The following is a 24,100-nucleotide window of genomic DNA, read 5'->3' as shown; positions in this document are numbered from 1 at the left end:
GCGCGGCGCCCCTCAGGAGGCCGACGTGACATCCGCGACCGACCGGGTACGTATCGCCCTCGCCTTCCACGGCGGGCGCGGCCACACCGCCGCCCTCGCCGAGGCCGTCAGGGCCGGGGCGGAAGGGGTGCCGGACACCGAGGTCAGCGACGTCCCGGTGGACGGGATCGACACTCCGGGGTGGCAGACGCTCGACGCCGCCGACGCGATCGTCTTCGGCGCCCCGACCTACATGGGCACGGCTTCGGCGGCCTTCCACACCTTCGCCGAGGCCAGCAGCAGGCGCTGGTTCCTCCGCGCGTGGCAGGACAAGCTGGCGGCCGGCTTCACCAACTCCGGCTCCATGGCGGGCGACAAGTCCGGCACCCTGGGCTACTTCGCCACCCTCGCCGCGCAGCACGGCATGCTGTGGGTGAATCTCGGTCTGCCGCCGGGATGGAATTCCGCGAACGGCAGCGAATGGGACCTGAATCGCCTCGGTTTCTCCTTGGGCGCCGGGGCGCAGTCGAATGTGGACGACCGGTCGGGAACGGTGCACAAAGCGGATCTCGCCACCGCGGAGCACCTCGGGCGCCGGGTCGCCGAACGCGCCCATGTCAGCGTCGCGGGCGGGCGGGCCCTGCGGCAGTGACCGCGCCGTCGCCGCCGGTTCCCCCGGGCTCCGCCGCCGACAGCGGCCGGGATCGCACCGGTGCGCCCCGGCAGTGGTGGACCGTGTCCGTGGCGGTGCTCGCGCAGACGCTGGTCCTGCTCGACCACACGATCCTCAACATCGCCCTCGAAACCCTCGCGGAGCCGGGGGCCGGGCTCGGCGCGAGCCCCGCGGAGCTGGCGTGGGCGGTCGCCTCGTACTCACTGGTCTTCGCCGCGTGCGGCTTCCCCGGCGGCGCGCTCGCCGACCGGTTCGGAGCCCGCAGGGTGCTGGTCGCCGGGCTGCTGGTGCTCGGCGCCGCCGCGCTCGCGGCGGCCTTCTCGCCGAACGCGGCCGCGCTGATCGCCGCGCGGGGGTGCATGGGCGCCGGCGGGGCGCTGATCACCCCGGCGACGCTGGCGCTCGTCACCCGGCACACCACGGCCTCGGCACGGCCCAGGGCTCTCGCGGTGTGGGCCTCCTCCGGGGCGGTGGCCGTCGCGCTCGGGCCGCTGGTGGGCGGCGCGCTCCTCGAACACTTCTGGTGGGGCTCGGTGTTCCTGCTCAACCTGCCGGTGGTGGCGGTGTGCCTGGCCGGGGCGGGGCTCCTGGTGCCGAGGACCCGGCAGGTCGAGCGCAGGGGACTCGACCTGCCGGGCCTCGCGCTGTCCGTGGCCGGGCTCGGGCTGCTGGTGTACGGCGCCGTGCGGGGCGGTGGCCGGGCGGGCTGGTCGGACCCGGGCACGCTGGTGGCGCTGGCGGCCGGGCTCGTCCTCCTCGCGCTCTTCACGGTGGTGGAGCGCGCACGGGCCGAACCAGGCCTGGACGTACGCCTCTTCGCCGAGCCCCGGTTCGCGTGCGGCGGCCTGGTGCTGCTGCTCCTCTTCTTCGGCCTCGCGGGCCAGCTCTTCTACTGCGCCTTCTACCTCCAGGGCGTGCGCGGCCTCTCGGCGCAGGGGGCGGGGGCGGTGATGATGTCCGCCGCGGGCGGCATCGTGCTCGGCAACCAGGTGTCCCCCGCGCTCACCCGGACCCTGACGGTGCGCTGGGTCACCGCCGCCGGGACGGTCCTCGCGGGCCTCACCTTCGGCGGCTATGTGTTCCTCGACGGGGACAGCCCGCCGGTGTGGCTGGTGCTGCTCCTCTTCGCGCAGGGTGCCGGGGTCGGTCTCGTGGTCGCGCCGATGACCACGGAGATGATGGCCGCGATCCCGCCCCACCAGACCGGCGCCGGGGCGGCCGTGGCCGCGGCGGCCCGGCCGGTCGGCAGCGCGCTCGGGGTCGCGGTGCTCGGCTCGGTGCTCGCCGCCTCCTACCGCCGTGCGGTACGGCCCGCCCTCGACGGGCTGCCGGGTACGGCCCGGGAGCGCGCCCTGGACTCCGCCGAGGCCGCCCGGTCCCTGGCCGGGACGCCGGGCGGTGCGGACCTCCTGGCCGCCGCGGACCGCGCCTATCTGCACGCCATGCACGTCACCGCCTTCTGGACGGCGCTGCTCACTCTCGGCGGCGCCGTGCTCGTCGTCGCCCACCTCCGGCCGCGGGAATCGAGGTACGAGGCACACCATGGACATGGGACTGCGCCACCTGCGGGTCGTGCTCGTCGTCGCTGAGTCGGGGAGCATCAGCCGCGCCGCCGCCACCCTGAAGATCGCCCAATCCGGTCTGACCGCCCAGTTGCGGCGCATCGAGCGGGAGTTCGGCGGGCCGCTGTTCCGGCGGCGTCCGGACGGCGTCGTCCCCACGGAACTGGGCCTGCACGTCCTCGGCAGGGCGGGCGAACTCCTCGACGGCTTCGGCGATCTGCTGACCACGGCCAGGGCCCTGGCCCGTACCGCCGAGCCGCCCGGGGCGATCGCTCTCGGCGGGGTGGACAGCCCCTGGGTGCCCGCGGTCGCCGCGGTCGTACGGGACCGGCTGCCGGACCACGAGCAGCTCACCTATCTGGAGCCCTCCTCCCGGGACGTACTGGACCTGCTGCGCGCAGGGAAGGTCGCGCTCGCCCTCGTGCACGAGTTCCCCGACGTCGCGCCGCCGCGCCTGCGCGAGTTCGCGGCGCGCGACCTCGGCACGGAGCCGGTCCTGATCGGTCTCCCCGCCGGGCACCGCCTGGCCCGGCGGCGGACGGTCGCCCTCGACGAACTCGCCGGTGAGACGTGGGTGGCGCCCGGCGAGCGCTCCGACGGGCTCGGCCTGAGCCTCAGGGTCGCCTGCGAGCGGGCCGGGTTCACCCCCCGCTTCCGGTACTTCGGCGCCGACCGGACCACGGCGGCGGCCATCGTGGGCGCGGGCGGTGCGGTGGGCGCCTTCGCCCCGCCGGACGCCCGGCTGCCCGGCGTCACGCTCATCCGGGTGCGCCAGGGGCCGCTCTGGCGCCGCACCTGGCTGGTCTGGAAGACCGAGTCGCCGCTGGCGGGGCTCGCGGAGTCCCTGGACCCGGAGTTGCTGGGGCCGCGTCTGCTGGCGGTGTGAGGCCGGTGCTGGCGGTGTGAGGCCGGGCGGGGCGACGCACCTGCCCGTCGTTCGGTGCGGGGGCACCTGGGGGCTCTCCCGGATCTCCCCTGAAGCACCCGCACCGACACTGCCCCTGCCCTCCTCCCGCTCCCCGCGGCAGCGCCCCTGCCCACCTCCCGCCCACCACGGCAGCATCCCCGCCCACCTCCCTTTCACCGCGGCAACGCCCCCGGCCGCCGTTCCCCCGCTGCCACGCCCGCCGGGCCCGTGCGCTGCCGGGGCACGGTGTCCGTGCCCGCCCGTGCCGCCGGGAGGTCCACCGTGAACACCGCGCCGCGTCCCGGCTCCCCGTCGGCGGTGATGCGGCCACGGTGGGCCTCGACGACCTCGCGGGCCAGTGCGAGGCCGAGGCCGAAGCGCCTGCCCTGGCCGGTGTTCCCGCGGGCGAACCGTTCGAAGACACGGTCCGCCTCGTCGCGGTCGAAGCCCACGCCGGTGTCGCGCACGGACAGCGACACGGTGCCGGGGGCCGGGGTGTCCACGGCCACCGTGATCTCGCCGCCGGCCGGGGTGTGCCCGAGGGCGTTGTCGAGGAGGCAGGCGATCACCCGGCGCAGCGCCGACGCGGTGCCCGGCACCACATGGGGCCCCGGCCCGCGCCGCAGCCGTACGGTCACCCCCCGCACCTGGGCCCTGGCGTCCTCGGCGGCCACCGCCTCCTCGGCGAGCACCGCCAGGTCGACCGGGTCGCGGGCGCCCGGCGACTGGCGCAGCCGCGCCGAGAGGAGGAGGTCCTCGATGACGTCGCCGAGCTGCCGCGTCCCGGTCACCAGGCGCTCCAGGTCGGCGGCCAGGTCCTCGGGGTCGGAGGTGCCGGAGCGCCGGGCGAGGAGCTGGGCACGGGTGTGGAGTTGGGTCAGCGGCGTGCGCAGTTCGTGGCTGGCGTCCGCGACGAACCGCCGCTGCCGGTCCAGGGCCTCCGACAGCGGGGTCATCGCCCGCCGCGCGAGCTTGCCGCTGGCGACGGCGACGAGCAGGAGACCGATCGACTCCGCCGCCCCGAAGGCGATGAGCAGATGCCTGCGGTCGGCGCGCTGGAACCGCTCGCCGTACGCGGCCTGCACCACCGACGAGCCGCGCCACGCGGTCCGCACCGTGTAGTGCCGGCCGTGCAGCACCACGCGTTCGAGCTTCGGCGGGGCGCCGTCGCGGACCGCGGCCATGCTGGAGCGCAGGGGAAGGCCGGGGGGCATGCCCGGGGTGTGGGAGAGGACGCCGCCGCTCTCGATGCTCATGAACACGCAGACGGGCGGGGAGTCGATGGTGTTGTGGTCGATGCCCCACTGCGTCTCGCGCTCCGCGTCGGCGCGCTGGGCGACGAGGACGACGCCGTAGACGATGGCGCCGACGAGGAGCGTGATCACGGACATCACCAGGGAGATCCGCAGAGTGATCATCCACTGGGCGCGCGAGAGCCTGCGCCGCTCGGCGTCGGGCATCCGCTCGCGCCCGGCGAGGCGCACGGAGAACCGTGCGGGCAGCCGCACCGGAACCCGTCCGGGAAGCCGCGCCGGGAGCCGCGCGGAGAGCCGCTCCGCGAGTCCCACGGGGAGCCGCACGGGCGCTCTCACAGCGACCCCGCCTGGTAGCCGCGCCCGCGCACGGTGCGGATGACCTCGCGGCCCAGTTTGCGCCGCAGGTAGTAGACATAGGTGTCGACGATGGAGTCGGCGGAGGTGTCGGGGAACACGCGGCTGCGCAGCCGCGCGCGCTCGTGCACCCGCCCCGGTTCCCCGGCGAGCGTGTGGAGCAGGTCGAATTCGCGCAGGGACAGTTCGACCTGCCGCCCGTCGGCGAGGCGCACCTCACGCAGGCTCAGGTCGAGCTGCCCCGCGCCCAGAGGCAGGAGTTCGGCCCCGGACAGCTCGCGCCGGTGCAGTGCCCGCACTCTGGCGAGGAGTTCGTCCACTTCGAAGGGTTTGACCAGGTAGTCGTCGGCGCCGGAGTCGAGCCCGGCGACGCGCTCGTCCAGCTCGCCGAGGGCGGTGAGCAGCAGGACGCGGGCCCGCACCCCGACCCGCCGCATCCGCTTCACCAGTTCCAGGCCGTCGATGCCGGGGAGTCTGCGGTCGATCACCATCACCTGGTGCCGCCGGGCGAGGCCCAGATGCAGTCCGCGCTGACCGTCGAGCGCCACCTCGACGTGGTAGCCCTCACCCGTGAACAGATCAGCCAACATGTCCGCAGTTTCTCGGTCATCCTCGACTAATAACAGCCACACTCGATCAATTTCTGGCTGATTCGAAAGCATTTGTTCATCTTCGCAGTGCATTCGCGGGCTCGCGCGGGTAACCGGGAAAGTCCGCCGTCCCGGCGGGGCCAGGAACGGGCCCTATACCCCGTTCAGACGCTAAAGCGCTGTTCACGGAGTTCACCGGCCACCTGGCCAAACAGTTGGCAGGTAGGACAGGATATCGTTTGCGGACGGCGACCAACCGGCTTGTTCTTATGGCGTGTTGGCTGAAAATGCATGCCGCCGGATTCGCCGGAAGTTCACTGCGATCGAGAGGAAGCCCGGAAGTGCTGAGGAGCGCGGTGAGACAGTTCGGGCCCCCCAGAGGGCCTCGATGCGCCCACCGGCTCCACTCGCCGACGGCTTCTCCCCTCGGGCCGGCCCCCGGGACCGCACGTCACCCCGTGCCGTGGTCCTCGTAGCCGAGGCCCCTCCCCTCTCGACGGTCCCTCCCGCTCGACGGGCCTCGTGTGCCCACCGGCCGCCGGACGGGCCGGTGGCACCCGGCTGCCCCGCTCCCCCTCGACACCCGTAAGAGGACATAGATGACAGACCTGATACAGGCCACGTCGGTGGTCCCCTCAGTTCTGGCCCTGGCCGCCGGCGGCACGGCCTGGCGGTTCTGGGGCCAGTACCGGCGCGAGCGCCGCACCGGCGACCGCCTCCGTGAGCAGGCGGCGGAGTTCGCCGGCCGCCAGCGCGCCACCGAGGACGTGCTGGCACAGCTCACCAACGGTGTGATACCCGGGCTCGGCGCCGAGGCCGAGCGTGTCGGCACCGGTCGCGGCGTCGACTTCGCACTGCCCGAGCCGCTCGTGAACACCCTGCTCGCACAGCGGCTCACGGAGCTGGCCAACTCCGCCGCGCACACGGTGCGCAAGGTGCAGTACGACGCACAGACCAGCACGAACACCCAGATCACCGGCGCACAGCAGGCCGCGCAGGAGTCCAGCAGGGCCGCCGTGCGCGCCGTCTCCTCCGCCATGGTGGGCATGGCGTCGAAGCTGAGCCAGCGCGTCAGCCAGGGCGTGCGGCGGCACGAGGGCGACGAGGCGTACGAGACGCTCGTCGGCATCGACCACCCCACGCAGCAGATGCTGCTCGTCGCCCAGAACTACGTGGTCCTGTCTGGAGGCAAGCTGTCGCGCCGGTGGCCGGCCACCCCGATGACCGATGTGGTGCGGGCCGCGATGGGCAGCATCGAGGAGTTCGAGCGGGTCGAGCACCAGGATCTCGACATCGCGGTGACCAGCCGGGCCGTCGGACCCGTCGTCCACGCCCTCGCGGTGCTCCTGGACAACGCCGTCCGCTACTCCCCCTCCACCTCCCGTGTGCACGTCGCCTTCCAGGAAGGGCACCACGGGGTCTCGGTCATCGTGGACGACGCCGGTCTGCGCATGAACGACGAGCAACTCCTCTGGGCCAGAGCCATTCTGACGGGCGCTCAGCGCGACGACATCAACCAGCTCGGCGCGCACCCGCAGACCGGTCTGCGGGCCGCCGCTGCCCTCGCCGGTGACTACGGCTTCCGGATCGACGTGGAGGCCCCGAACCCGTTCGGCGGGACCCGCGTCTATCTGTTCCTCCCCAAGAGCCTGCTGACCGCCGCGGCCCCGCCCAGGCCCCGGCCGGCACCCGCCGCCGCGCCCCGCACCACCGCCAGCGGACTGGCCGTCAGGTCGCGGGCGCGGAACACCAGCGCCCCCGCGGCCGGACGCCCCGCCCCCTCCCGGAACCCCGCGGACCGCCAGGACCCGGCCCCGGGCCGCCCCGCCGTCGCCGCCGCCTGGGCCGCGGGGACGCGCAGCGCCCGTACCCAGGACCCGTCGGACCCGTCCACCACCCCGCACGAAGGAGCCCGACCGTGACCACCGGCAATGAACTCGGCTGGCTGCTCGACCGTTCGCTCGGCACGCTGGAGGGCGTCAGGCACGCCGTCCTGATGAGCTCCGACGGTCTGCTGCACTCGCGCACGTCGGGCATCGGGCAGGACGCCGCGGAGAAGTTCGCCGCGATCACCGCCGCGGTGCGGGCGGCCGCCCTCGCGTACGACGAGGAGACCGGCGGCGGTGGCACCCGGCAGGCCCTGATCGAGCTGACCAACCACGTGGGCCTCATCACCCAGGCCGGCGGCAACACCATGCTGTCGGTGCAGACCACGGGCCCCGACGCCGACATCGGCCTGATCACCCATCACATGCTGGAGCTGGCCCAGCGCGTCGGCCACGAGATGAAGGTCGCAGCGCGGGGGCCTTCCGCCGAAGGCCTCCCGACGACGTGAGCGGGCCGCGCCGGGACCCGGACCTGGTCAGGCCCTACGTCCGTACCGACGGGCGGGTGCGTGCCCACCCGGATGTGCGCCTCGAGACCGTGGTGCTCGCCGCGAGCGGCCCGAGTGCGGGCCTCGGCGCGGACGCGCGGGCGGTCATGGGCCTGTTCGACCGGGCCGGGGGCGGCGGACTCGCGGTGGCGGACATCGCGGCCGCCCTGGAGTTCCCTCCGTCCGCCGTCCGCATCATCGTGTCCTCGCTCATCGACGAGGGCCTGCTGACCCGGCCGGTCCCCGCCGGTGCCGGCCAACCCGAAACCGATCTGCTCCAGGAGGTACTGCGTGGTCTCCGCGCCCTCGTCTGACGGCCTCATCTATGTGCCCCCCGGCGTGACCCGCTCCGCGAAGATCGTGATCTCGGGAAGTTTCGGCGTCGGCAAGACCACCTTCGTCGGCAGCGTCTCCCAGATCCCGCCGCTGCGCATGGAGGAGCGGATCACCCAGGCCAGCGCCGGTGTCGACGACCTGGCGCGGGCACCGCGGAAGACGACCACGACGGTCGGTCTCGACTTCGGGCGGCTGCACCTGAGCGACGCCCTGGTCCTGTATCTGTTCGGCACCCCCGGCCAGGACCGCTTCCGGCCGCTGTGGGCGGGGCTCACCGAGGGAGCCCTCGGGGCGCTTGTGCTCGTCGACACCCGCAATCTGGAGGCCTCCTTCGAGATCCTCGCCCTGCACGAGGCGCAGGGCACGCCCTACGCCGTGGCGGTCAATCTGTTCGACGGCGCCCCGTACTACCAGCTCGACGAGATCCGCCAGGCCCTGGACCTGGATCCGGAGACCCCGCTGACGACGTGCGACGCGCGCGAAGGCGGCTCCGGTGTCCTGGCCCTGATCACGCTCTGCGAGTACCTGTCCCACCAGCACGCACCCGCTCACGCACCCGCTCACGCATCCGTTTTGGAGCCGCGCCCGTGACAAGCCCGACCACCACCCCCGAGGCCCCGGCGCACCGGGCCGCCCTGTACGACGCCGGGTTCGCGGCCGATCCGCACGCCGCGTACGAGCGGATGCGGGCCGAGTTCGGACCGTTCGTGCCGGTGGACCTCGTCCCCGGGGTCCCCGCGACCCTCGTCATCGGCTACTCCCAGGCCCGGCGGATCCTCAACGACCCGCTGCGCTTCCCCGCCGACCCGCGGGTGTGGGAGCAGTCCGTACCGCAGAGCTGCCCGGTCCGGCCCATGATGGAGAGCCGCCCCAACGCGCTGCGGTCCACCGGTGTGGCGCACACCCGCTACCGGTCGGCGAACACCGCCGCGATCGACGCCGTCGACCAGCACCGGCTGCGCTCCCTCGTCGAGGAGGTCGCCGACGCCACCATCGCCGAGTTCCGCGCGGCGCAGGGCGCCGACCTGCTCGTCCAGTACGCCTGGCCCATCGCCTTCCGGGTCCTGAGCGCCCTGCTCGGCTGCCCCGACGAGATCGGCCGCAGGATCGCCGACGGCATGGCCAAGATCTTCGAAGGCGTGGACGCGGCCACCGGCAACGAGATCCTGTCGGGGGCCGTCGCCGACCTGGTGGCGCTGCGCCGCAGGCGGCCCGGCGACGACATCACCTCCCGGCTCCTCGCGCACGCCGCGGACCTCGACGACGTCGAGATGGCGCATCAGCTCGTCACGCTCTACGGCGCCGGGATCGAGCCGCTGACCAACCTGATCTCCAACACCGTCCTCAAGATCCTCATCGACGACCAGTTCTCCGGGGACCTGCACGCAGGCGGCTCCTCGGTGCGCGAGGCACTCGACACCGTCCTCTACACCGACCCGCCCCTGGCGAACTACTGCATCAGCTACCCGCCCCACCCCGTCGACGTCGACGGCTTCCTGCTGCCCGCGCACCAGCCCGTCGTCGTCTCGATGGCCGCCTGCAACAACGATCCCGCACTCGGGGAGCAGCGCGTCGCCAGCAATCGCGCGCATCTGTCCTGGAGCACGGGGCCGCACGCCTGCCCGGCTCGCCCGCACGCCTATCTCATCGCCGAGACGGCCATCACCCACCTCCTGGACGCACTGCCGGAGATGGATCTCGCCACCGCGCCGGGTGAACTGACCTGGCGCCCCGGCCCGTTCCACCGGGCTCTGGCCGCGCTCCCCGTGGTGTTCCCCGCCGTCTCCCCCGCCGCCGCAACAGCCTGAAGGGAATTCCGCCATGGCCCCGCCCACGCGCCCGATCACGCTCGACCCGACCGGGTTCCGCGCCCACGACGAGCACCGGGAACTGCGCAGGCACGGCAGCGCGGTCCCCGTCGACCTGCTCGGCGTGACCGCCTGGTCCGTCTCCGATCCCGCGGTCCTCAAGGAGTTGCTGACCAGCACGGACGTCTCGAAGGACGCGCGCGCCCACTGGCCGCGGTTCCAGGAGACGGTGCGGAGCTGGCCGCTCGCCCTGTGGATCGCGGTGGAGAACATGTTCACCGCCTACGGGGGCGACCACCGGCGGCTGCGCCGCATGGTCGCCCCCGCCTTCAGCCACCGCCGCATCGCCGCACTCCAGCAGAACATCGACACCGTCGTCACCGGCATCCTCGACGACCTCGCCGCCCTTCCCGCAGGTGCGACGGTGGACCTGCGCGAGCGCCTCGCCTACCCGCTGCCGATCGCGGTCATCGGTGACCTCATGGGCGTGCCCGCCGGGCAGCGCGACGCCTTCCGCCGGGTCGTCGACGGCGTCTTCGACACCACTCTCACCGCCGAGCAGTCCGAGGCCAACACCTCGGCGCTGTACGGGGCGCTGCAACAGCTCATTGACTCCAAGCGCGCGGAGCCGGGCGACGACATGACGTCCCTCCTGATCACGTCCCGCGACACGGACGAGGAGGGCGGTCTCTCGGAGGACGAGCTGCGCGACACCCTGCTCCTCATGGTCAGCGCCGGGTACGAGACCACGGTGAACGTCATCGACCAGGCGATCACGCAACTGCTCACCCACCCCGACCAGCTCGACCTGCTGCGGACGGGCAAGGTCGGCTGGGAGGACGCCGTCGAGGAGACGCTCCGCTTCGAACCGGCCATCCGTCATCTGCCCCTGCGGTACGCGGTGACCGACATCGAGCTGCCCGACGGGCAGACCATCGCCCGGGGCGAGGCGATCCTCGCCTCCTACGCGGCGGCCAATCGCCACCCCGCCCTGCACGGCGACAGCGCGGACTCCTTCGACATCGGCCGCCCGGTCAAGGAGCACCTGGCCTTCGGCCACGGGGTCCACTTCTGCCTCGGCGCCCCGCTGGCCCGTATGGAGATCGCCACGGCCCTGCGGCTGCTCTTCGCGCGCTTTCCCGACCTCGAACTCGCCGTGCCGGTCGCGGAGTTGCAGCCGCTGGGTTCCCTCATCAGCAATGGCCACCAGTCCTTGCCGGTCCGTCTACGGCGGCCGACCGCCTGAAACTCTGAGACGCCGTCGAGGGCGCCCGGCAGACTCACGGCTGCCGGGCGCCGCAACGAGTCATTGAAACGAACGTTCTACTCAGAGCAGTTGGTATACGACGCACGTCGGCCAGCACGAACCGCGGCCCGGCCCCGGCCCTGTCAGACCGCGCTGAACGGATGGGCGGCCGTCGCGGAGCGCGGCGGCCAGGCGCGGGGGGCCAGGATGCCGAGGACATAGGCGCGGGCGACGAGGGCGGGGCGGGTCGCCGCGCCCAGGAGGTGCCGCAGCCGGCTCAGGTGGTAGTCGACCGTCTGCCGGGACAGCTTCAGGGAGGTGGCGATGTCGCCGTTGCTGCTGCCCTCCGCGAGCAGGGAGAGGATGCGGATCTGTGCGGCGGTCAGCGACGGATGGGCCTCGTGGGCGAGGCTCTGGTGGGTGACGACGGCCCAGACGTGCCGGGCCCGGCCCGCCGAGTGGCCGATCGTCGTGAGGTGGAGCTGTGCGCGGCGCTGGAGGCCGTGGGCGTCGACGAGGACCGCGGAGATCTCCACTCGCCTGGTGCGGCGGGCTATCAGGCCGTTCCAGCGGCGGTGCAGCGGGCCGAGGTCGGGTTCAGGGGCGAGCAGGGTGTGCGCGCGGCGGCCGACGAGGTCGTGCACGCCGAGCTGGAAGAGGCCCGCGGCCGCCGCGCTCGCTTCGAGCACGCGGCCGTTCGCCGAGAGCAGCGCGCAGGGCAGGCCGCTGTGGTCACGCAGGGCCTGGAGGTTCTCCTCGGCCTGCTGCCGCTGCGCCGTGGCGCGCAGATGGTCGGTGACGTCCACGTAGATCCCGGCGACGCAGGTCTGCCCGTTCTCCCGTACGGGGAAGCGGTGGCCCACGGCCCGGCCGGCGCCGCCGTCCTGGCGCCGGTAGCCGAGGGTGTGGCGCACCGGTGTGCCCCGGCTGAGGATCTCCTGGTCGAGGGCGCGGAACCGGTGGGCCTCGGCAGGCGCGTCGAGGTCCTCGATGTACTTGCCGACGACGTCCTCGGGGACCGTGCCGTAGAGGTGCGCGTAGGCGTGGTTGGCCCACAGGTAGCGTCCGTCGCCGTCCCGTATGAAGGCGGCGGCCGGGGCGAGGCCCACCAGGTCGGCGAAGGCCGCGTACCGGCGCGGGGGTTCGGGGCTCCCGTCGGGGGGACAGCTCACATCGGCCTTGAGGCGGGAATCGTCCACAGTGGTCTCCGTCCGTATACGACTGACTGACGCTCAGTCACCTTCGGTGGGATGTCCAGCGCCCCGCCCGCGCATGCCCGGTTGTCGGCCGAAGTGCCGGGCCGCCCGAAGCGGCGGTAAACATCCGATTCCGGACCGCGACTCTGGCGTTTGCCTGAGTCGCGGGCGTCCGTGGAGGCGTCGCGGGCCGTCGCGGCCTGGTCCCCTTGAGTGAGCGGGTGAACACGCCCCGCCATGGGGGCCGGAGGCTTCCCCGGACCCGGCACGCGTACGGCCCACGCTTCGGTGAGCCGCGCCCATCGGACGAACGGAGACGAACTTCAGTGAGCAAGGTGCTGCTAGTGCATGCCAAGGGTGGTCCGCCGCTCGGTCACGTCCTGTCCCGGGCGGCCGCGAGGGCGGAAGTGCACCTGCTGGCGCTCAGCGCGCTTCCTCCCGCCGTGGCGGGCCCCGCCGGCAGACTGTGCGCCTCGGTGGTGACGCCCGCCGACGCGCTCCGCAAGGACGCCGACGCGCACCGCGAGGACCTGGTGTCCCTGATCGTGGCGCGGGCCCGGGACGTCGGCGCGGACGCGGTGCTCACCTTCTCCGAGTACGCGGTCGTGGCCGTCGCCGAGGCCTGCGAGGCGCTCGGCCTCGCGGGGGCGGGCGACGCCGCCGCTCTCGCCCGCGACAAGCGCCTGATGCGGCACACCTGGCGGCGGCACGGGCTGCCGCAGCCGGAGTTCCGCCCCGTCGCCACCGAGACGGACCTGCACGCGGCGGCCCGGGACCTGCCGGGGCCGCTGCTGCTCAAGGCGGCCTGGAGCGCCGGGTCCACCGCGCACCAGATCATCCGCTCCCCGCACGAGGTGGCAGGGGCCTGGGCCCGCTCCCGTGCCGTGATGGCCGAATCGGCGCAGCTCGGCTACGCGGAACTGCATGTGGCGGAGGCCGACGCGGACTTCGTGGTCGAGCAGATCGTGACCGGCAGCGCGGCGGGCTGGTTCGACGAGCCCGGCTGGGGCGACTACGTCAGCGTCGAGGGCGTCGTCGCCGACGGCACCTTCCGCCCGGTCTGCCTCAGCGGCCGGATGCCCACGGTCGAGCCGTTCACCGAGCGCGCCAGCATCACCCCCGCCCTGCTGGCCGGGGACGCCCAGGAGCGGATCGTGGACCTGGCCCGGCGCGCGGTCGACGCCCTCGGTCTGCGCGACTGCGGGACCCACACCGAGATCAAGCTCGGCGCCGACGGCAGCATGTGGCTGATCGAGACGGCGGCCCGGTTCGGCGGCGCGATGACCGTGCCGCAGATCGAGGAGGTCTTCGGGCTCGACCTGGTCGGCATGCTCGTCGACCAGCTCCTGCGCCGTCCCGTCGCGTGGCCCGCGCGGGCCCTCACCCCGGCGCGGGCACACGGCGCGGCGGGCTCCCTCGTCGTCCTCGCCGTCGACGGCCGCGGCCGGGCCTGGCGGGACCGCAAGGTCTGGGACTTCCCCGCCGCCTCGGCGGACATCCCCCTCAGCCGGGGCAGCCGTCTCTCGGTGGTCGCGGAGAGCTCGCTCGCCGACGGGCAGGTCGTCCCGGTGTACGACCCGGCGGCCGGCGCCAACACCATGGCCGCCCTGTGCCTGCTCTCCGCCACCGACGCGCGGACGGTGCTCGGCGACTTCGAGACCCTGGTCGACGAGTTGCCCCGGGTACTGCCCGCCGCCCGGCCGGAGGAGGTCCCGGCATGAGCGCACCACTGCTCACCCCTCCCGCCGAACCGGCCGCGGACCGCACGGTCGTCGGCGAGAACCTCTCCCTGCCGCTCTTCCGTACCCTCTCCGGGGTCCTCGCCGGGCACCCGTACCTGAAGGTCGTCGTCGACCGCGCCGAGAACACCTGGCACCTGCTCGACACCGGCGCGCACCCCTTCCACGTCGACTACATCGCGACGCGCGTCCTCGGCATGGACCTCACGGCGCTCGACGCGGACCTGGACGCGTTCAACGCGTCCGTCTACCTGGATCCAGGGCGCCGCTTCCTGCTCGGTGTGCTCTCCCTGCACGCCGACGAGGAGGCGGACGGCCGTGAACGCTCCTTCCTCGTCCTGGAGACGACCGAGGCCGACACGATGCACGGGGAACTCCTTGAGCTGTTCTACGAGTTCGTGCGCACCCGGCTCGACGCCAGGCTGCCGCTGCTCCTCAAGCCCGCCAACCACGGGCAGGAGGAGGAGCTGACGGCGATCAGCGAACTGCGGGTGCCACGCATCCTGAGCCACGAGCTCTTCGGCACCAGGACCCGCACGCCGCTGAACCCCGGCGAGGCCACCGGGCGGCTGCGGTACTTCCGTACGCACGACGCCTACACGGCCTACACCGCGGCGGCGGACCCCGGGCTCGGCTGGGCGGACATCGTGGCCATGCCGTGCCTGCCGGACGACGTCCCCCGGGTGGCCGGGTTCCTCAACACCGCGCCGATCACCCCGCTCTCCCACACCAACGTCCTCGCCTCCGGCTGGGGCATACCCAACGCGATCGTGCGGGACCTGGATCAGCTCGTCGAGCGGGACGGCCTGGACGGCGCGTGGATCCGCTACCGGGTCAGCGAGGACGAGATCTCCCTGGAGCGGCTCGACCACGAACCCGCTCTGCGCGCCCCGGCCTGGCACCAGCAGCGCATCCGTCTCGAACCGCCACTGCTCGAGGACACCCCGGTGCTCGCCCTGCACCGGCTGCGCGCCGCGGACCGCGACCGCTACGGCACCAAGGCCGCGAACCTCGGCGAGCTGCACCACGTGCTCGACAGCCGCACCGCGGACCTGACCGCCTTCTACGGACGGCCCCGGCCGCCACGCGAGGACCTGTACGGGCACCTCGCGGCGCGCCTCGGCCTCGACGCGCCGCCCACGGTCGCCGAACTCCGTGCCGCGGCGGCCGGCTTCGTGGCCCGGACCGTCGACGCCCCGGACGGCGTGGCGCTGCCCTTCGCGCTCCAGCAGCACTTCCTGGCCTCGTCCCCCGCCCTTCAGCAGGGCATCGGCAAGCTGAAGATGGCGCTGGAACTCGACGCCTTCGACGTCCTGGACTCGCTGTGCCTCCAGCTCCAGCACCTGGTCCGCCACACTCCCGTCCCCGAGTCGGTCACCCGGCAGATCGGTCAGGCCCTGACCGCTCCCGCGGACCCGGACGGCCGCCTGGTGGTGCGCTCCTCGTCCAACGCCGAGGACCTGCCGGGGTTCTCCGCTGCGGGCGTGTACGACTCCGTCACCACCGTCCGAGGCACCGGTGAACTCCTGGACGCCGTACGCCAGGTGTGGGCCTCGCTGCTCTCGCCGCGCAGCGTGCGCCTGCGCCACCAGGTCGGCATCTCCCTGGACGACACCTACATGGGCGTCATCATCCAGGAGTACGTGCCCGCATCCCTCGGCGGTGTCCTCGTGACCTGCGACCCGACCCGCCGCGAGGACTTCCGCAACGTGTATCTGAACTGTTCCCCCGGCTCCCCGGAGCAGGTGGTCGACGGCTCGGTCCTGCCGCAGCAGTACCTGTACAACACCGTCGAGGGCGGCGGACGCACGGTCGCCCTGGGTTCCTGGGGCGGCGGGCTCGACGCGGCGACCCGGGCCCGGCTCGCCGACCTGTCCCTGACGGGGCGGCTGCTGCAGTCCCACTTCAGCGGACCCGTCGCCGGCCCCGGCAAGCCCGCCGGCTCCGATGACCCCGACGGCGTGGACCGGCCGCTGGACATCGAGTGGCTGCTCACCGACCGGGGTGGCTTCCGCCTCGTCCAGATCCGCCCGTACGCGCTGTGAGGGCGCGCACGGGACGCCCACGACCCGGCGGCGGCCCCGGCCTCCGCGAGGACAGCGGTCCGACGGACACCGCCCGGCGGATCATCCACCTCAACTACGGCTTCCAGCTCCTGTTCAACCTGCTGTGGTGGATGCCGGTGTTCTACGCCTACCAGAAGGCGGCCGGGCTCTCGGACGGGCAGATCTTCGGCATCCAGAGCATCTACTACGTCGCCTTCTGCCTGTTCGAGATCCCGACCGGTCTGATCGCCGACCGGATCGGTACCCGCAACTGCCTGCGGGCAGGCGCGGTCGTGATGACGGCGGCGAACCTGGCTCCGGTGGTCAGCGCCTCCTACACGGGCTTCCTCGTCCACTTCCTCGCCATCGCGGCGGGCCGTTCCCTCACCTCGGGGGCGGCCAGCGCCTATCTGTACGACGGTCTGCGCGCGGAGAAGTGCGACGAGCACTATCTGCGGGCGGAGGGCACCGCACGGGCCCTCGGGCTCGTGGCGAAGGTCGTGTGCTGGCCGCTGGTCGGCCCGCTGATGGCGGTGGCGCACCCGACACCGTATGTGCTCAGTGCCGCGAGCGCGGCGGGCTCACTCCTCTGCGCCGTCGCGCTGCCCCGCCTCGCGGGGGCGGACGGAGGGCCGGGGACGGCGGACGGAGGGCCGGGGACGGCGGACGGAGGGCCGGGGACGGCGGACAGCGGGCCGGGGACGGCGGACGAAGGCGCGGGCAAGGCGGGCGGCGGGCGCGGCGGCGGCGCGTTCCTGCGGGACGCGGGCGTCGCGTTGCGCTGTGTCGCCTCCTCGCGGTGGCTGGCCCTGGTGATGGTGCAGGGCGTGGCGATCTTCACGCTCTCCCGGATCTGCCAGGTCAACCTCTTCCAGCCGATCCTCATCGACCACGGCATCGCGGAGGCCTCGCACGGCGGTGTGATGGCGGCGATGACGGTGGCGGAGGCGGTGGCGTCGGCCCGCCCCCAGTGGCTGAGCCGCCGCCTGCCGCCGGTCGCCTGGGTGTCGCTCCTCAGCCTCGCCCTCGCGGGCAGTCTGGCGGCGATGACGCTCGGCGGGCCGTGGGGCGTCGTCGCGCTGCTGTGCCTGTTCGCCGCCGCGACCGGCTTCGCGTACCCGGTCCAGCGCAAGCTGGTGAACGACGCGGTGCCCGCGCACGCCCCGCGCGCCACGCTGCTGTCCGTCGAGAGCATCGTGGACCGCGCGGTGTGCGCCCTCGCCGCGATCGCCGCGGGCGCCTATCTCGCCGCGGGGCGCCTGGACGCGCTGCTGTGGCACAGCGCGCTGGCCACCGCGCTGCTGCTCGGCGTCTTCCAACTGCTCCTGCGCAGCGGGGTGGTCAGGCGGGAGACCGCCGGTCCAGGAGATCGACGAGACGCACCGGCAGGAACGCGGGCCGGTGCGGCCGACCGGTCCGGTACGCGATGAAGCCGAGCGCGGTCGCGGCCCGCACCTCCTCGGCCGTCTCCGCCTGGTAGACGACCCGGCAGCCGCCCGAATCCGCCTTGGCCCGCTGCCAGAGGACGGGGGCAGGTTTGCGTTCCGCCTCGGTGCGCGGGGTCAGGACGCGGTCGCCGAAGTCCTCCCAGGGGAAGGGGCCGGGCCCCCGCCAGGCCGCGTCGACCTCCTGGCGCAGCCTGGCGGCCCGCTCGGCGTCGGTCGCGCCCCAGGAGGGCGGCACATTGGTGATCAGGCCGACCGGGATGTGGCGCTCGCGCAGGGCGCGGAGGTAGGCGGCCGCGCCTGGCTGGAAGCCCGTGCTGCCGTCCTCCGCGGTGTGCACCAGGGTCTCGCCCAGGTCGAAGTACGCGACGGGGCAGGCCCGTTCGTGCGCGCTGGCCGTCGTCGCCGTGGTGCCGCCCGCCCGTCCGGGGCCCGCGGCTCCGCCCGTACCGGCGGGCACCGTCGCGCTCGCCGGGGCGCAAAGCGCGGTCGACGTCAGGACCGCGGCAAGGGCGAGGCCCGTCCACGTCGAGCCCTTGGAGGCGGATCTGTTCATTCGTCGTCGCCCTTCCCTCACGCGCACCGTCCACCGCGCTCTACCCCCGAACACCGGGTGTCACTCGGGTACGCGTGGCCTTCTGCGCCGAGGGCCTGCCGTCTCCTGCCGTCGGGAGGGCGCCCGCCACCGTCGGGAAGGGCGCCCGGCCGGACGCGTGCCCGCCGGACGCCGTCCCGCTCGTGGTGGCACCGTCACACGCCGAGCACCCTGATGGCGGGGTGCTGCACCGTGTTCAGGTACAGCTTCTCCTTGGAGCGTTCCTGTTCCAGCTCCAGGACGAGCCGATAGCGGTAGAGTCCGGGCTTCGCCGTGCTCAGCACCGTTCCGGCCCAGTAGTAGTAGACCGGTGTGAACTTGTCGCGCATGCGGTCCGGGGCGCCGTAGATCTTCAGCTCGGTGAAGATCTTCCGCTCGGCCACGTCTTCCTCGTCGCCGTGCTCGGTGTCGAGGAAGACGATGCTGTTGATCTTCGGCATGGGCGGCCAGGTGCCGTCGAGCCGCTTGTCCATGTCGATCGGCCGGACGATCCAGTTCAGGACCTGACCCTGCTTGCAGACGGTCTCCAACTGGTTGGTGCCCTGGCCCGGTCCCCCGATGCTGTTGTCCATCATGTACATCGCGTCGTTCAGTGACTGCGTCTCGGTCGCCCGCTCCATATTGATCAACGTGACGATGTTGAGCTGTACGGAGTTGAGCTGACCGGGGTTCTGCTTGTGCTCCAGCGAGTCGGCGGAAGCACCGGTGGGCGCGGCGGACGTGCTGAGGGTCATCGCTCCTCCTGCTTCAGCCGACGAGGCTCGGGGACAGCGTGCTGACGATCGGCTCGTCCCGCGAACCGAGCCTGAACTTGATCTGGTAGGGGACGTGCTGGACGGCGTCCGTCTTGATGGTTCCGATCCAGTACGCGACGTCGGTGCCGGGGTACACCTTGCGCACCGGCTCGCACACCTCGGGGTCGATCAGTATCCCGTCGATCGCCGTGTAGGCCTCGCACTCCAGGGCCAGGACGGACCACAGGATCTGGTCGCCGCGGCGCACCCGGGTGCGCAGTTCCTCGGTGCCGAGGCCGGTGGATCCCCCGGCCTTGTTGGTGTCGTACAGATACAGGTTGCCGTGCACGCTGCCGGTCGCCAGGGCGCCGACGCAGTCCACCACGGCAGTGATCGAGATCGGCCGCTTGGCGGGGCCGTTGTCCCGCTTCGGCTTGGGGGGCATCTGCCGCTCCTCGTCTACGAGTGGGGCGTCGCCGGGGCCTGCGGCTGCCCGGCGGACTGCGGGAACTGGGGTGCTCCGGGCTGAGGTGCCGCGGACTGCGGGGTCTGGGGCTGCGGGGTCTGGGGCTGCGCGGTCTGGGGCTGCGCGGTCTGGGGCTGCGCGGTCTGGGGCTGCGCGGCCTGCGGGGCGATCGGCAGCCAGCCGAGGCCGGCGCCCGTGAAGCCGTTGCGCTTGGGCTCCGAGGTGATCAGGAGCTTGGACTCACAGGTCAGGTTGACCGGCTCCCAGAGCGTCTCACCGCCCCGCTGCACCAGCTTGTGCAGCTGGATGCGCATCGTGTACGCGTAGGTGCCGGGCCGGGAGCTGTCGACGGTGGCTGACCAGTACCAGCCGTCGGTGACCAGGTCCGGGGACCCGTACTCCGCCGGATACATGATCTTCTCGTCGACCGCCTGGCCGTAGATGTCGGTGATCACCGGGCCCGGGTAGCTGTAGGCCGCCGTGGCCTCGGTGACGACCTGCCCCGTGACGTCCAGGACCTTCTGGCCGGAGAGCCGGCCGCGGGTGCGCCGGGTGGTCTTCACGCGGCGGCCCGCCACCTGGCGGATGTGGTCGAGCTCGGGCGTGGGGTCGGCGCCCGGGGCTCCGGCTTTCGCGGTGACCGCCTCCAGTTCGGCCAGGGCCTGTTCGTCGCTCTGCCGGGCCCGGTCGCTCTGGTAGCTGCGCGGGACCGTCGGCGGGATGGAACCGAGGCTGTACGGCAGCCAGTTGAGGACCTGCTCGGTGGCCTGCGAGCCGTCGCGCCAGTAGGCGCCGTGGATGGCGGTCACCAGATCACCGGTGCCCTGCCCCTCGGAGCCGTGCAGCTTCATGTTGTCGAACAGGTAGGTGTTGCCCTCCAGTGTGTTGGTCTCCAGTGCGTTTCCGATGTCCACCAGCACGATGATCGCCAGCTGTTGGGCCATGACTCCACCTCGTCGTCCCTAAGTCGTCGCCTGTCGGCTCGGTCGCGCCTGCCCGCTCATACGCGCAGCAGCGCCGGCGTGTCGACGTGCAGCACGCTGTGTTCGCCCTCGTACATCTGCAGTTCGAGCCGGTACCTGTGAGGTACGCCGGGGGGCAGGAACGGCGGCACCATGCCTGCCCAGTGCTCCAGGTCGAGCTTCTCGCTCTCGCCGTTCGCGTCCCGCCGACCGAGCGGCGAGGGCGTGCCGTCCGGGCCCAGGAAGGTGATGGACTTGATGTCGACGGGCGTCTGCAGATCGACCGCGAGAGCCGACCACTGGACCACCTGTCCCGGCCTGACGAAGGTGCACAGGTCCGTGGTGCCCTGTCCGGTGCTGGAGTGGTCGCCGTTGTCCACCAGGCAGAGGTTCCCGTTCTGCAGGGTGCGGCCCGAGAGGGCGCCGATGACGTCGACCACGGCGATGATGTTGATCTGCGGTTTCTGTGCCACTGATTCCTCCTGCGTCGTCTCCTTCGGTGTCGGGCGTGACACCTGACGGGGGGTTAGCCCCGGTCCCGGACCAGCGGCACCTTGCCGACGTGGGTGCGCTCGATGTCCGGCGAGTGCCGGGGGACGAACTTGACCCGCAGGCCGTAACCGGTCTTCTCGATCGATGCCGCGTTGGCCTCCCCGTTGTTGAACAGCGACAGGGAGCGCGGCAGCGCGGTGACGAACAGCCGCTGCAGTCCGTACGGGCCGAGCATCGTGTCCGTGCGGTAGTTCAGTCCCTGTACGTCGTCGACGGCGGCGTAGAGCGTGATGGTCTTCTCCTCGCGGTGGTTGACGAACTGGATCTCGTGCGCCACCGCGTCCAGGTCCACGACTCCGGCCGTCCGCAGCTCGTCGCGCAGGGCGCCGTAGGCGCGCACGGCGGAGTACTGGCTGTCGTTGAGGTGCAGGACGTCGCCCGTGCGTCCGGCGAACTCGAACCGCTGGGTCTTGAGCCCCGGACCGTCGAGGCGGGGCCTGCGGACCATCCGGTCCCCCAGCTTGAGCCGCAGCAGCGGCGCCTCGTGCGCGTGCAGCCGGGTGACGACCAGTTCGCCCTCCTCCCCCTCGGCGACCCAGCGCCCGTTCTCGTCGACGATCTCGACGAGGTGCAGACCGGGTACCGCGGCGAGTTCGGGTGTCTCCTCCGACAGCTGCAACCCGATGGTCTCCGCCTGGGTGGCGGCGAAGTAGCTGAGGATCGTGAGGTTCGGGTAGAGCGCCTTCAGCTCCGACCGCTTGCGCTGGGGCAGTACCCCGCTGCCGTACAGAGCGACCCGGAAGCTCTCCCGCGCCCGATGGTTCATGTGCGCACCGAGTTCGGCGAGGATCGCGATGCCCGCCGAGATGCCCATCAGCGCCTTCGGGCCCCGGTAGGAGAAGACGTGCTCGAGGACGGGCGCGGTGACGGGCCCCGCGCCGATGAAGTTGACGCCCGGCACGCTCTGCAGCACCCCGCCCACCATGGTGCCGCTGCTCCACATCTGGTAGTCGGCGAGGGTGGTGAGCAGCCACTTGGGATCCGTCCCCGTGAGGTACCGGCTGAGCTGGTAGTCCCCCATGAAGCGGCCCGCCACCGCATAGGTGTCGCGCAGCTCCCGCAGGGAGTAGATGACTTCGAGGGGGCTTCCGCTGCTGGTGCCGCCGCTGGCCACGACCTCGAACCCGCCCTGGCTGTGCGGCACCACCACGCCGGGGCGGGTGTCCATGAAGAAGTCCCGCTGGGTCTCCTTGTCGGAGAGCGGGATGCGCTGCCAGGCCGCGTAGCTCTCGGGAGCGCGGACCACTCCGGCGGCCTCCAGGCGTTCCCGCCACAGCGGGTTGAGCATCACCGTGTGGAACATCTGCTGGAGCCGGCGCAGCACCAGCGCGTCCTGGGTCTCGTGCGGCAGTTCGGCGTACGGCGTCCGGCAGACCCGCTCGCACTCGTACAGCTTGCTCGCGAACGACGGAAGCCGGACGACGTCGTCGATGGACTTCGGCACGAGTTCCCATTCGGGAATGAGCCAGTTCACCAGTTCCTGGGTGCCGCCCGGTGGTGCCGCTGCGGTCTGCGAGGTCATCACTGCGGCTGGCCTGCCTTTCGTATCTCGTCGAGAAGCATATGAAAGTGTCCGGAAGTGATGTGATGGTTCATCATGACCACGCGAAGTGCCGCGACTCCGTCGACGTCGACCTTGGATATGAAGAAGTTCCCCTGCTCCTTCACCCGGTTTCTGACGTCCACCTGGAATTCATGGACACGGTCGTCGCCGATTCTCTCCGGACGGTACCGGAAGCACAGTATGTTGGCCTCCGGGCGATGGATCGTCTCGAAGTCGGGCAGACTCTCCAGAATCGCGTGCGCTTCCTGGGTCAACCGGCACAGATATTCGATTTTGTCGGCGAACAGGGACTTCCCGTAGATGGCCCACAGCGCCCACAGCGGCATAATCATGGGCCGCTTGGTGCACTCGAAGTTCTTGTCGCCGTTGTCGAGTGCGCTGTTGATGTCCTGCCGCTCGTCGAGGACATAGCTGGCGGTCTGCCGGAACGCCCCGCGGCTGCGCTCGCGGTCGCGGTAGAAGAGCAGGGTGCACGGTGCGGGCACGAACATCATCTTGTGCGCGTCCCAGGTGAGCGAGTCCGCCCGGTCGATCCCACGGAGCCGGTGCCGCAGCTTGTCCGACACCAGCAGACTCGCGCCGTGCGCGCCGTCCACGTGGAACCAGAGGTCGCGTTCCTGAGCGACGGCGGCGAGCCGGTCGAGGGGGTCGAAGGCGCCCACCGACGTGGTACCGGCGGAAGCCACCAGACAGAAGACGGTGAGGCCCGCCTCCTCGGCCTCGTCCAGGGCCGGACGCACCCGGTCCGCGTCGATCCGCCGACGGCGGTCCAGCGGCAGTCGCACGATGCGGTCCTCCCCGATGCCCATGACACCGGCCGCCCGCGCGACGCTGTAGTGCACGTCGGCACCCACCGCGACGGCGGGCCTGACCTGGGCCTGAAGGGCCGAGTTGCCCCGGGACAGAATGCCCGGGAAGGCCCGGTTGCGGGCCGCGAGCAGCGCGGTCAGGTTGGCGAGGGAGCCACCGGACGTCGTCAGCATGGCGAAGCGGCCCGGATCCCAGCCGATGAACTGATTGAGCTCGTCGGCCATGATCCGTTCGGCGACGATGGGCAACTGTCCCGCCTCGTAGAACGACGACGGCTGGTTGACGACCGAGCTGACGAAGTCGATGACTCCCGAGAGCGGCACGACCCCCGAGAACTGCCGCCCCATGTAGCCGGGCGAATGGACCTGGATGCCGGTCCTGACGTAGAGGTCGACGATCGCCGCGAGCCGCTCCTCGTCGAACGCGGTGGACTGTTCGCGTTCCGTGGTCATGAGTGCCCGTGCCGCCTCGGTCAACCGCGCCGGGTCGGCGAGCTCCAGACCACGGATGGAGAGATCGGACAGGTGTTTCTCCAGCCTGGAGAGCACGGTTTCGGCGTTCTCGCGGAACCGCTGCGCCTCGAACGCCTCGAGCAATAGACCGCTCTGGAGCAATTCCGTCACGGAGGTCTCCTTCGAGATGTTCCGTTCAACCCAATGTTGAATTCAGGCATGCCAAGGAATGCAAACGCGGGGAGTGGTCTGGCGTGGGAACCACCGTAGGACTTCGCGTCCCTCCGGTGGAGGGTTCCTGACGGCCTGTCCGAAAGTGGGTACGAACTATCTGGTAACCTCGGAGAACCCTCCGTCACACTCGACTGCACTCGCATCTGAAGTGACGGAGCACCACGGGCCGAGTTCGGGCCAATCCCGCCGGGCAGGTTTGCCTCTGGCGCCCCACAAAAATC

The 24,100-nt window shown here is 72.1% G+C and carries 22 protein-coding genes; 12 read left to right on the top strand and 10 right to left on the bottom strand.

Annotated features, from left to right (window positions below; all coding sequences use genetic code 11):
• The first annotated feature begins 25 nt into the window (after positions 1 to 25).
• From GPA10_RS29585 to GPA10_RS29575, 3 genes are read left to right on the top strand one after another with little or no spacing between them, the layout of a single operon-like run.
• Positions 26 to 631, top strand: coding sequence for a flavodoxin family protein (locus tag GPA10_RS29585; RefSeq protein ID WP_343041457.1), 606 nt, complete (start codon positions 26 to 28; stop codon positions 629 to 631).
• Positions 628 to 2,241, top strand: coding sequence for an MFS transporter (locus GPA10_RS29580; protein WP_343041456.1), 1,614 nt, complete (start codon positions 628 to 630; stop codon positions 2,239 to 2,241). The genes GPA10_RS29585 and GPA10_RS29580 overlap by 4 nt, the downstream gene beginning before the upstream one ends.
• Complete coding sequence (locus GPA10_RS29575) at positions 2,195 to 3,100, top strand: LysR family transcriptional regulator (protein ID WP_058849063.1); 906 nt, start codon at positions 2,195 to 2,197, stop codon at positions 3,098 to 3,100. The genes GPA10_RS29580 and GPA10_RS29575 overlap by 47 nt, the downstream gene beginning before the upstream one ends.
• Positions 3,101 to 3,294: 194 nt before the next feature.
• Here GPA10_RS29575 and GPA10_RS43825 read toward each other — a convergent pair whose 3' ends face one another.
• Together GPA10_RS43825 and GPA10_RS29565 are read right to left on the bottom strand one after the other, a co-directional pair.
• Positions 3,295 to 4,701 (bottom strand): sensor histidine kinase, encoded by a 1,407-nt coding sequence (locus GPA10_RS43825; protein WP_343041455.1) that lies wholly within the window; start codon positions 4,699 to 4,701, stop codon positions 3,295 to 3,297.
• An 8-nt stretch (positions 4,702 to 4,709) separates the two neighbouring features.
• Positions 4,710 to 5,393, bottom strand: a complete 684-nt coding sequence (locus GPA10_RS29565) for a response regulator transcription factor (protein ID WP_157168155.1) — start codon at positions 5,391 to 5,393, stop codon at positions 4,710 to 4,712.
• A gap of 527 nt (positions 5,394 to 5,920) precedes the next feature.
• On the opposite strand from GPA10_RS29565, the gene GPA10_RS29560 reads away from it, so the two are divergent.
• The 6 genes from GPA10_RS29560 to GPA10_RS29535 are packed head-to-tail and all read left to right on the top strand — an operon-like array spanning position 5,921 to position 11,085.
• Positions 5,921 to 7,243: an ATP-binding protein gene (locus tag GPA10_RS29560; RefSeq protein WP_157168154.1), complete on the top strand. Its 1,323-nt coding sequence runs from the start codon at positions 5,921 to 5,923 to the stop codon at positions 7,241 to 7,243.
• The gene (locus GPA10_RS29555) at positions 7,240 to 7,656 is read left to right on the top strand and encodes a roadblock/LC7 domain-containing protein (RefSeq protein WP_058849061.1); all 417 of its coding nucleotides are present in this window, start codon (positions 7,240 to 7,242) and stop codon (positions 7,654 to 7,656) included. The genes GPA10_RS29560 and GPA10_RS29555 overlap by 4 nt, the downstream gene beginning before the upstream one ends.
• Entirely contained in the window at positions 7,653 to 8,009 is a 357-nt protein-coding gene (locus tag GPA10_RS29550) for a DUF742 domain-containing protein (RefSeq protein ID WP_107450322.1), read from the top strand. The genes GPA10_RS29555 and GPA10_RS29550 overlap by 4 nt, the downstream gene beginning before the upstream one ends.
• Entirely contained in the window at positions 7,987 to 8,622 is a 636-nt protein-coding gene (locus GPA10_RS29545) for a GTP-binding protein (protein WP_343041453.1), read from the top strand. The genes GPA10_RS29550 and GPA10_RS29545 overlap by 23 nt, the downstream gene beginning before the upstream one ends.
• Positions 8,619 to 9,839, top strand: a complete 1,221-nt coding sequence (locus tag GPA10_RS29540) for a cytochrome P450 family protein (protein ID WP_343041452.1) — start codon at positions 8,619 to 8,621, stop codon at positions 9,837 to 9,839. Before GPA10_RS29545 ends, GPA10_RS29540 begins: the two co-directional genes overlap by 4 nt.
• A 13-nt stretch (positions 9,840 to 9,852) precedes the next feature.
• Positions 9,853 to 11,085 carry a cytochrome P450 family protein gene (locus GPA10_RS29535; protein WP_157168153.1) on the top strand — a complete coding sequence of 411 codons (1,233 nt, stop codon included), beginning with the start codon at positions 9,853 to 9,855 and terminating at the stop codon, positions 11,083 to 11,085.
• Positions 11,086 to 11,228: 143 nt separating this feature from the next.
• Here the strand turns inward: GPA10_RS29535 and GPA10_RS29530 are convergent, their stop codons facing one another.
• Positions 11,229 to 12,284, bottom strand: a complete 1,056-nt coding sequence (locus GPA10_RS29530; protein ID WP_241845111.1) for a PAS domain-containing protein — start codon at positions 12,282 to 12,284, stop codon at positions 11,229 to 11,231.
• Between the two features lie 332 nt (positions 12,285 to 12,616).
• Here GPA10_RS29530 and GPA10_RS29525 point away from each other — a divergent pair, with 332 nt between their 5' ends.
• Genes GPA10_RS29525 through GPA10_RS29515 form a run of 3 tightly spaced genes read left to right on the top strand, consistent with a single transcriptional unit; the run spans position 12,617 to position 17,495 of the window.
• Positions 12,617 to 14,002 carry an ATP-grasp domain-containing protein gene (locus tag GPA10_RS29525; protein ID WP_425505834.1) on the top strand — a complete coding sequence of 462 codons (1,386 nt, stop codon included), beginning with the start codon at positions 12,617 to 12,619 and terminating at the stop codon, positions 14,000 to 14,002.
• Entirely contained in the window at positions 13,999 to 16,065 is a 2,067-nt protein-coding gene (locus tag GPA10_RS29520) for a PEP/pyruvate-binding domain-containing protein (RefSeq protein ID WP_157168152.1), read from the top strand. Before GPA10_RS29525 ends, GPA10_RS29520 begins: the two co-directional genes overlap by 4 nt.
• Positions 16,062 to 17,495, top strand: a complete 1,434-nt coding sequence (locus GPA10_RS29515; protein ID WP_425505833.1) for an MFS transporter — start codon at positions 16,062 to 16,064, stop codon at positions 17,493 to 17,495. The genes GPA10_RS29520 and GPA10_RS29515 overlap by 4 nt, the downstream gene beginning before the upstream one ends.
• On the opposite strand, the gene GPA10_RS29510 is transcribed toward GPA10_RS29515, so the two are convergent.
• From GPA10_RS29510 to GPA10_RS29480, 7 genes are all read right to left on the bottom strand, one after another.
• Positions 17,407 to 18,066, bottom strand: coding sequence for an HAD family hydrolase (locus GPA10_RS29510; RefSeq protein WP_157168151.1), 660 nt, complete (start codon positions 18,064 to 18,066; stop codon positions 17,407 to 17,409). The two genes, GPA10_RS29515 and GPA10_RS29510, sit on opposite strands and share 89 nt — an antisense overlap.
• 194 nt (positions 18,067 to 18,260) lie before the next feature.
• Positions 18,261 to 18,839, bottom strand: a complete 579-nt coding sequence (locus tag GPA10_RS29505) for a hypothetical protein (protein ID WP_058849053.1) — start codon at positions 18,837 to 18,839, stop codon at positions 18,261 to 18,263.
• A 13-nt stretch (positions 18,840 to 18,852) separates the two neighbouring features.
• Positions 18,853 to 19,284, bottom strand: a complete 432-nt coding sequence (locus tag GPA10_RS29500) for a hypothetical protein (protein ID WP_157168150.1) — start codon at positions 19,282 to 19,284, stop codon at positions 18,853 to 18,855.
• A 14-nt stretch (positions 19,285 to 19,298) separates the two neighbouring features.
• The gene (locus tag GPA10_RS29495; RefSeq protein WP_157168149.1) at positions 19,299 to 20,249 is read right to left on the bottom strand and encodes a hypothetical protein; all 951 of its coding nucleotides are present in this window, start codon (positions 20,247 to 20,249) and stop codon (positions 19,299 to 19,301) included.
• Between the two features lie 56 nt (positions 20,250 to 20,305).
• A complete protein-coding gene (locus tag GPA10_RS29490; RefSeq protein WP_058849050.1) occupies positions 20,306 to 20,740 on the bottom strand; it encodes a hypothetical protein in 435 nt (144 codons plus the stop codon).
• Positions 20,741 to 20,793: 53 nt separating this feature from the next.
• Positions 20,794 to 22,341: a phenylacetate--CoA ligase family protein gene (locus tag GPA10_RS29485; RefSeq protein WP_058849049.1), complete on the bottom strand. Its 1,548-nt coding sequence runs from the start codon at positions 22,339 to 22,341 to the stop codon at positions 20,794 to 20,796.
• Entirely contained in the window at positions 22,341 to 23,816 is a 1,476-nt protein-coding gene (locus tag GPA10_RS29480; RefSeq protein ID WP_157168148.1) for a pyridoxal-dependent decarboxylase, read from the bottom strand. Before GPA10_RS29480 ends, GPA10_RS29485 begins: the two co-directional genes overlap by 1 nt.
• Between the last annotated feature and the right edge of the window lie 284 nt (positions 23,817 to 24,100).

Origin of the sequence: Streptomyces typhae (assembly GCF_009755605.1) — a bacterium.
Lineage (GTDB): Bacteria > Actinomycetota > Actinomycetes > Streptomycetales > Streptomycetaceae > Streptomyces > Streptomyces typhae.
This window is presented reverse-complemented; position numbering and strand designations above follow the sequence as displayed.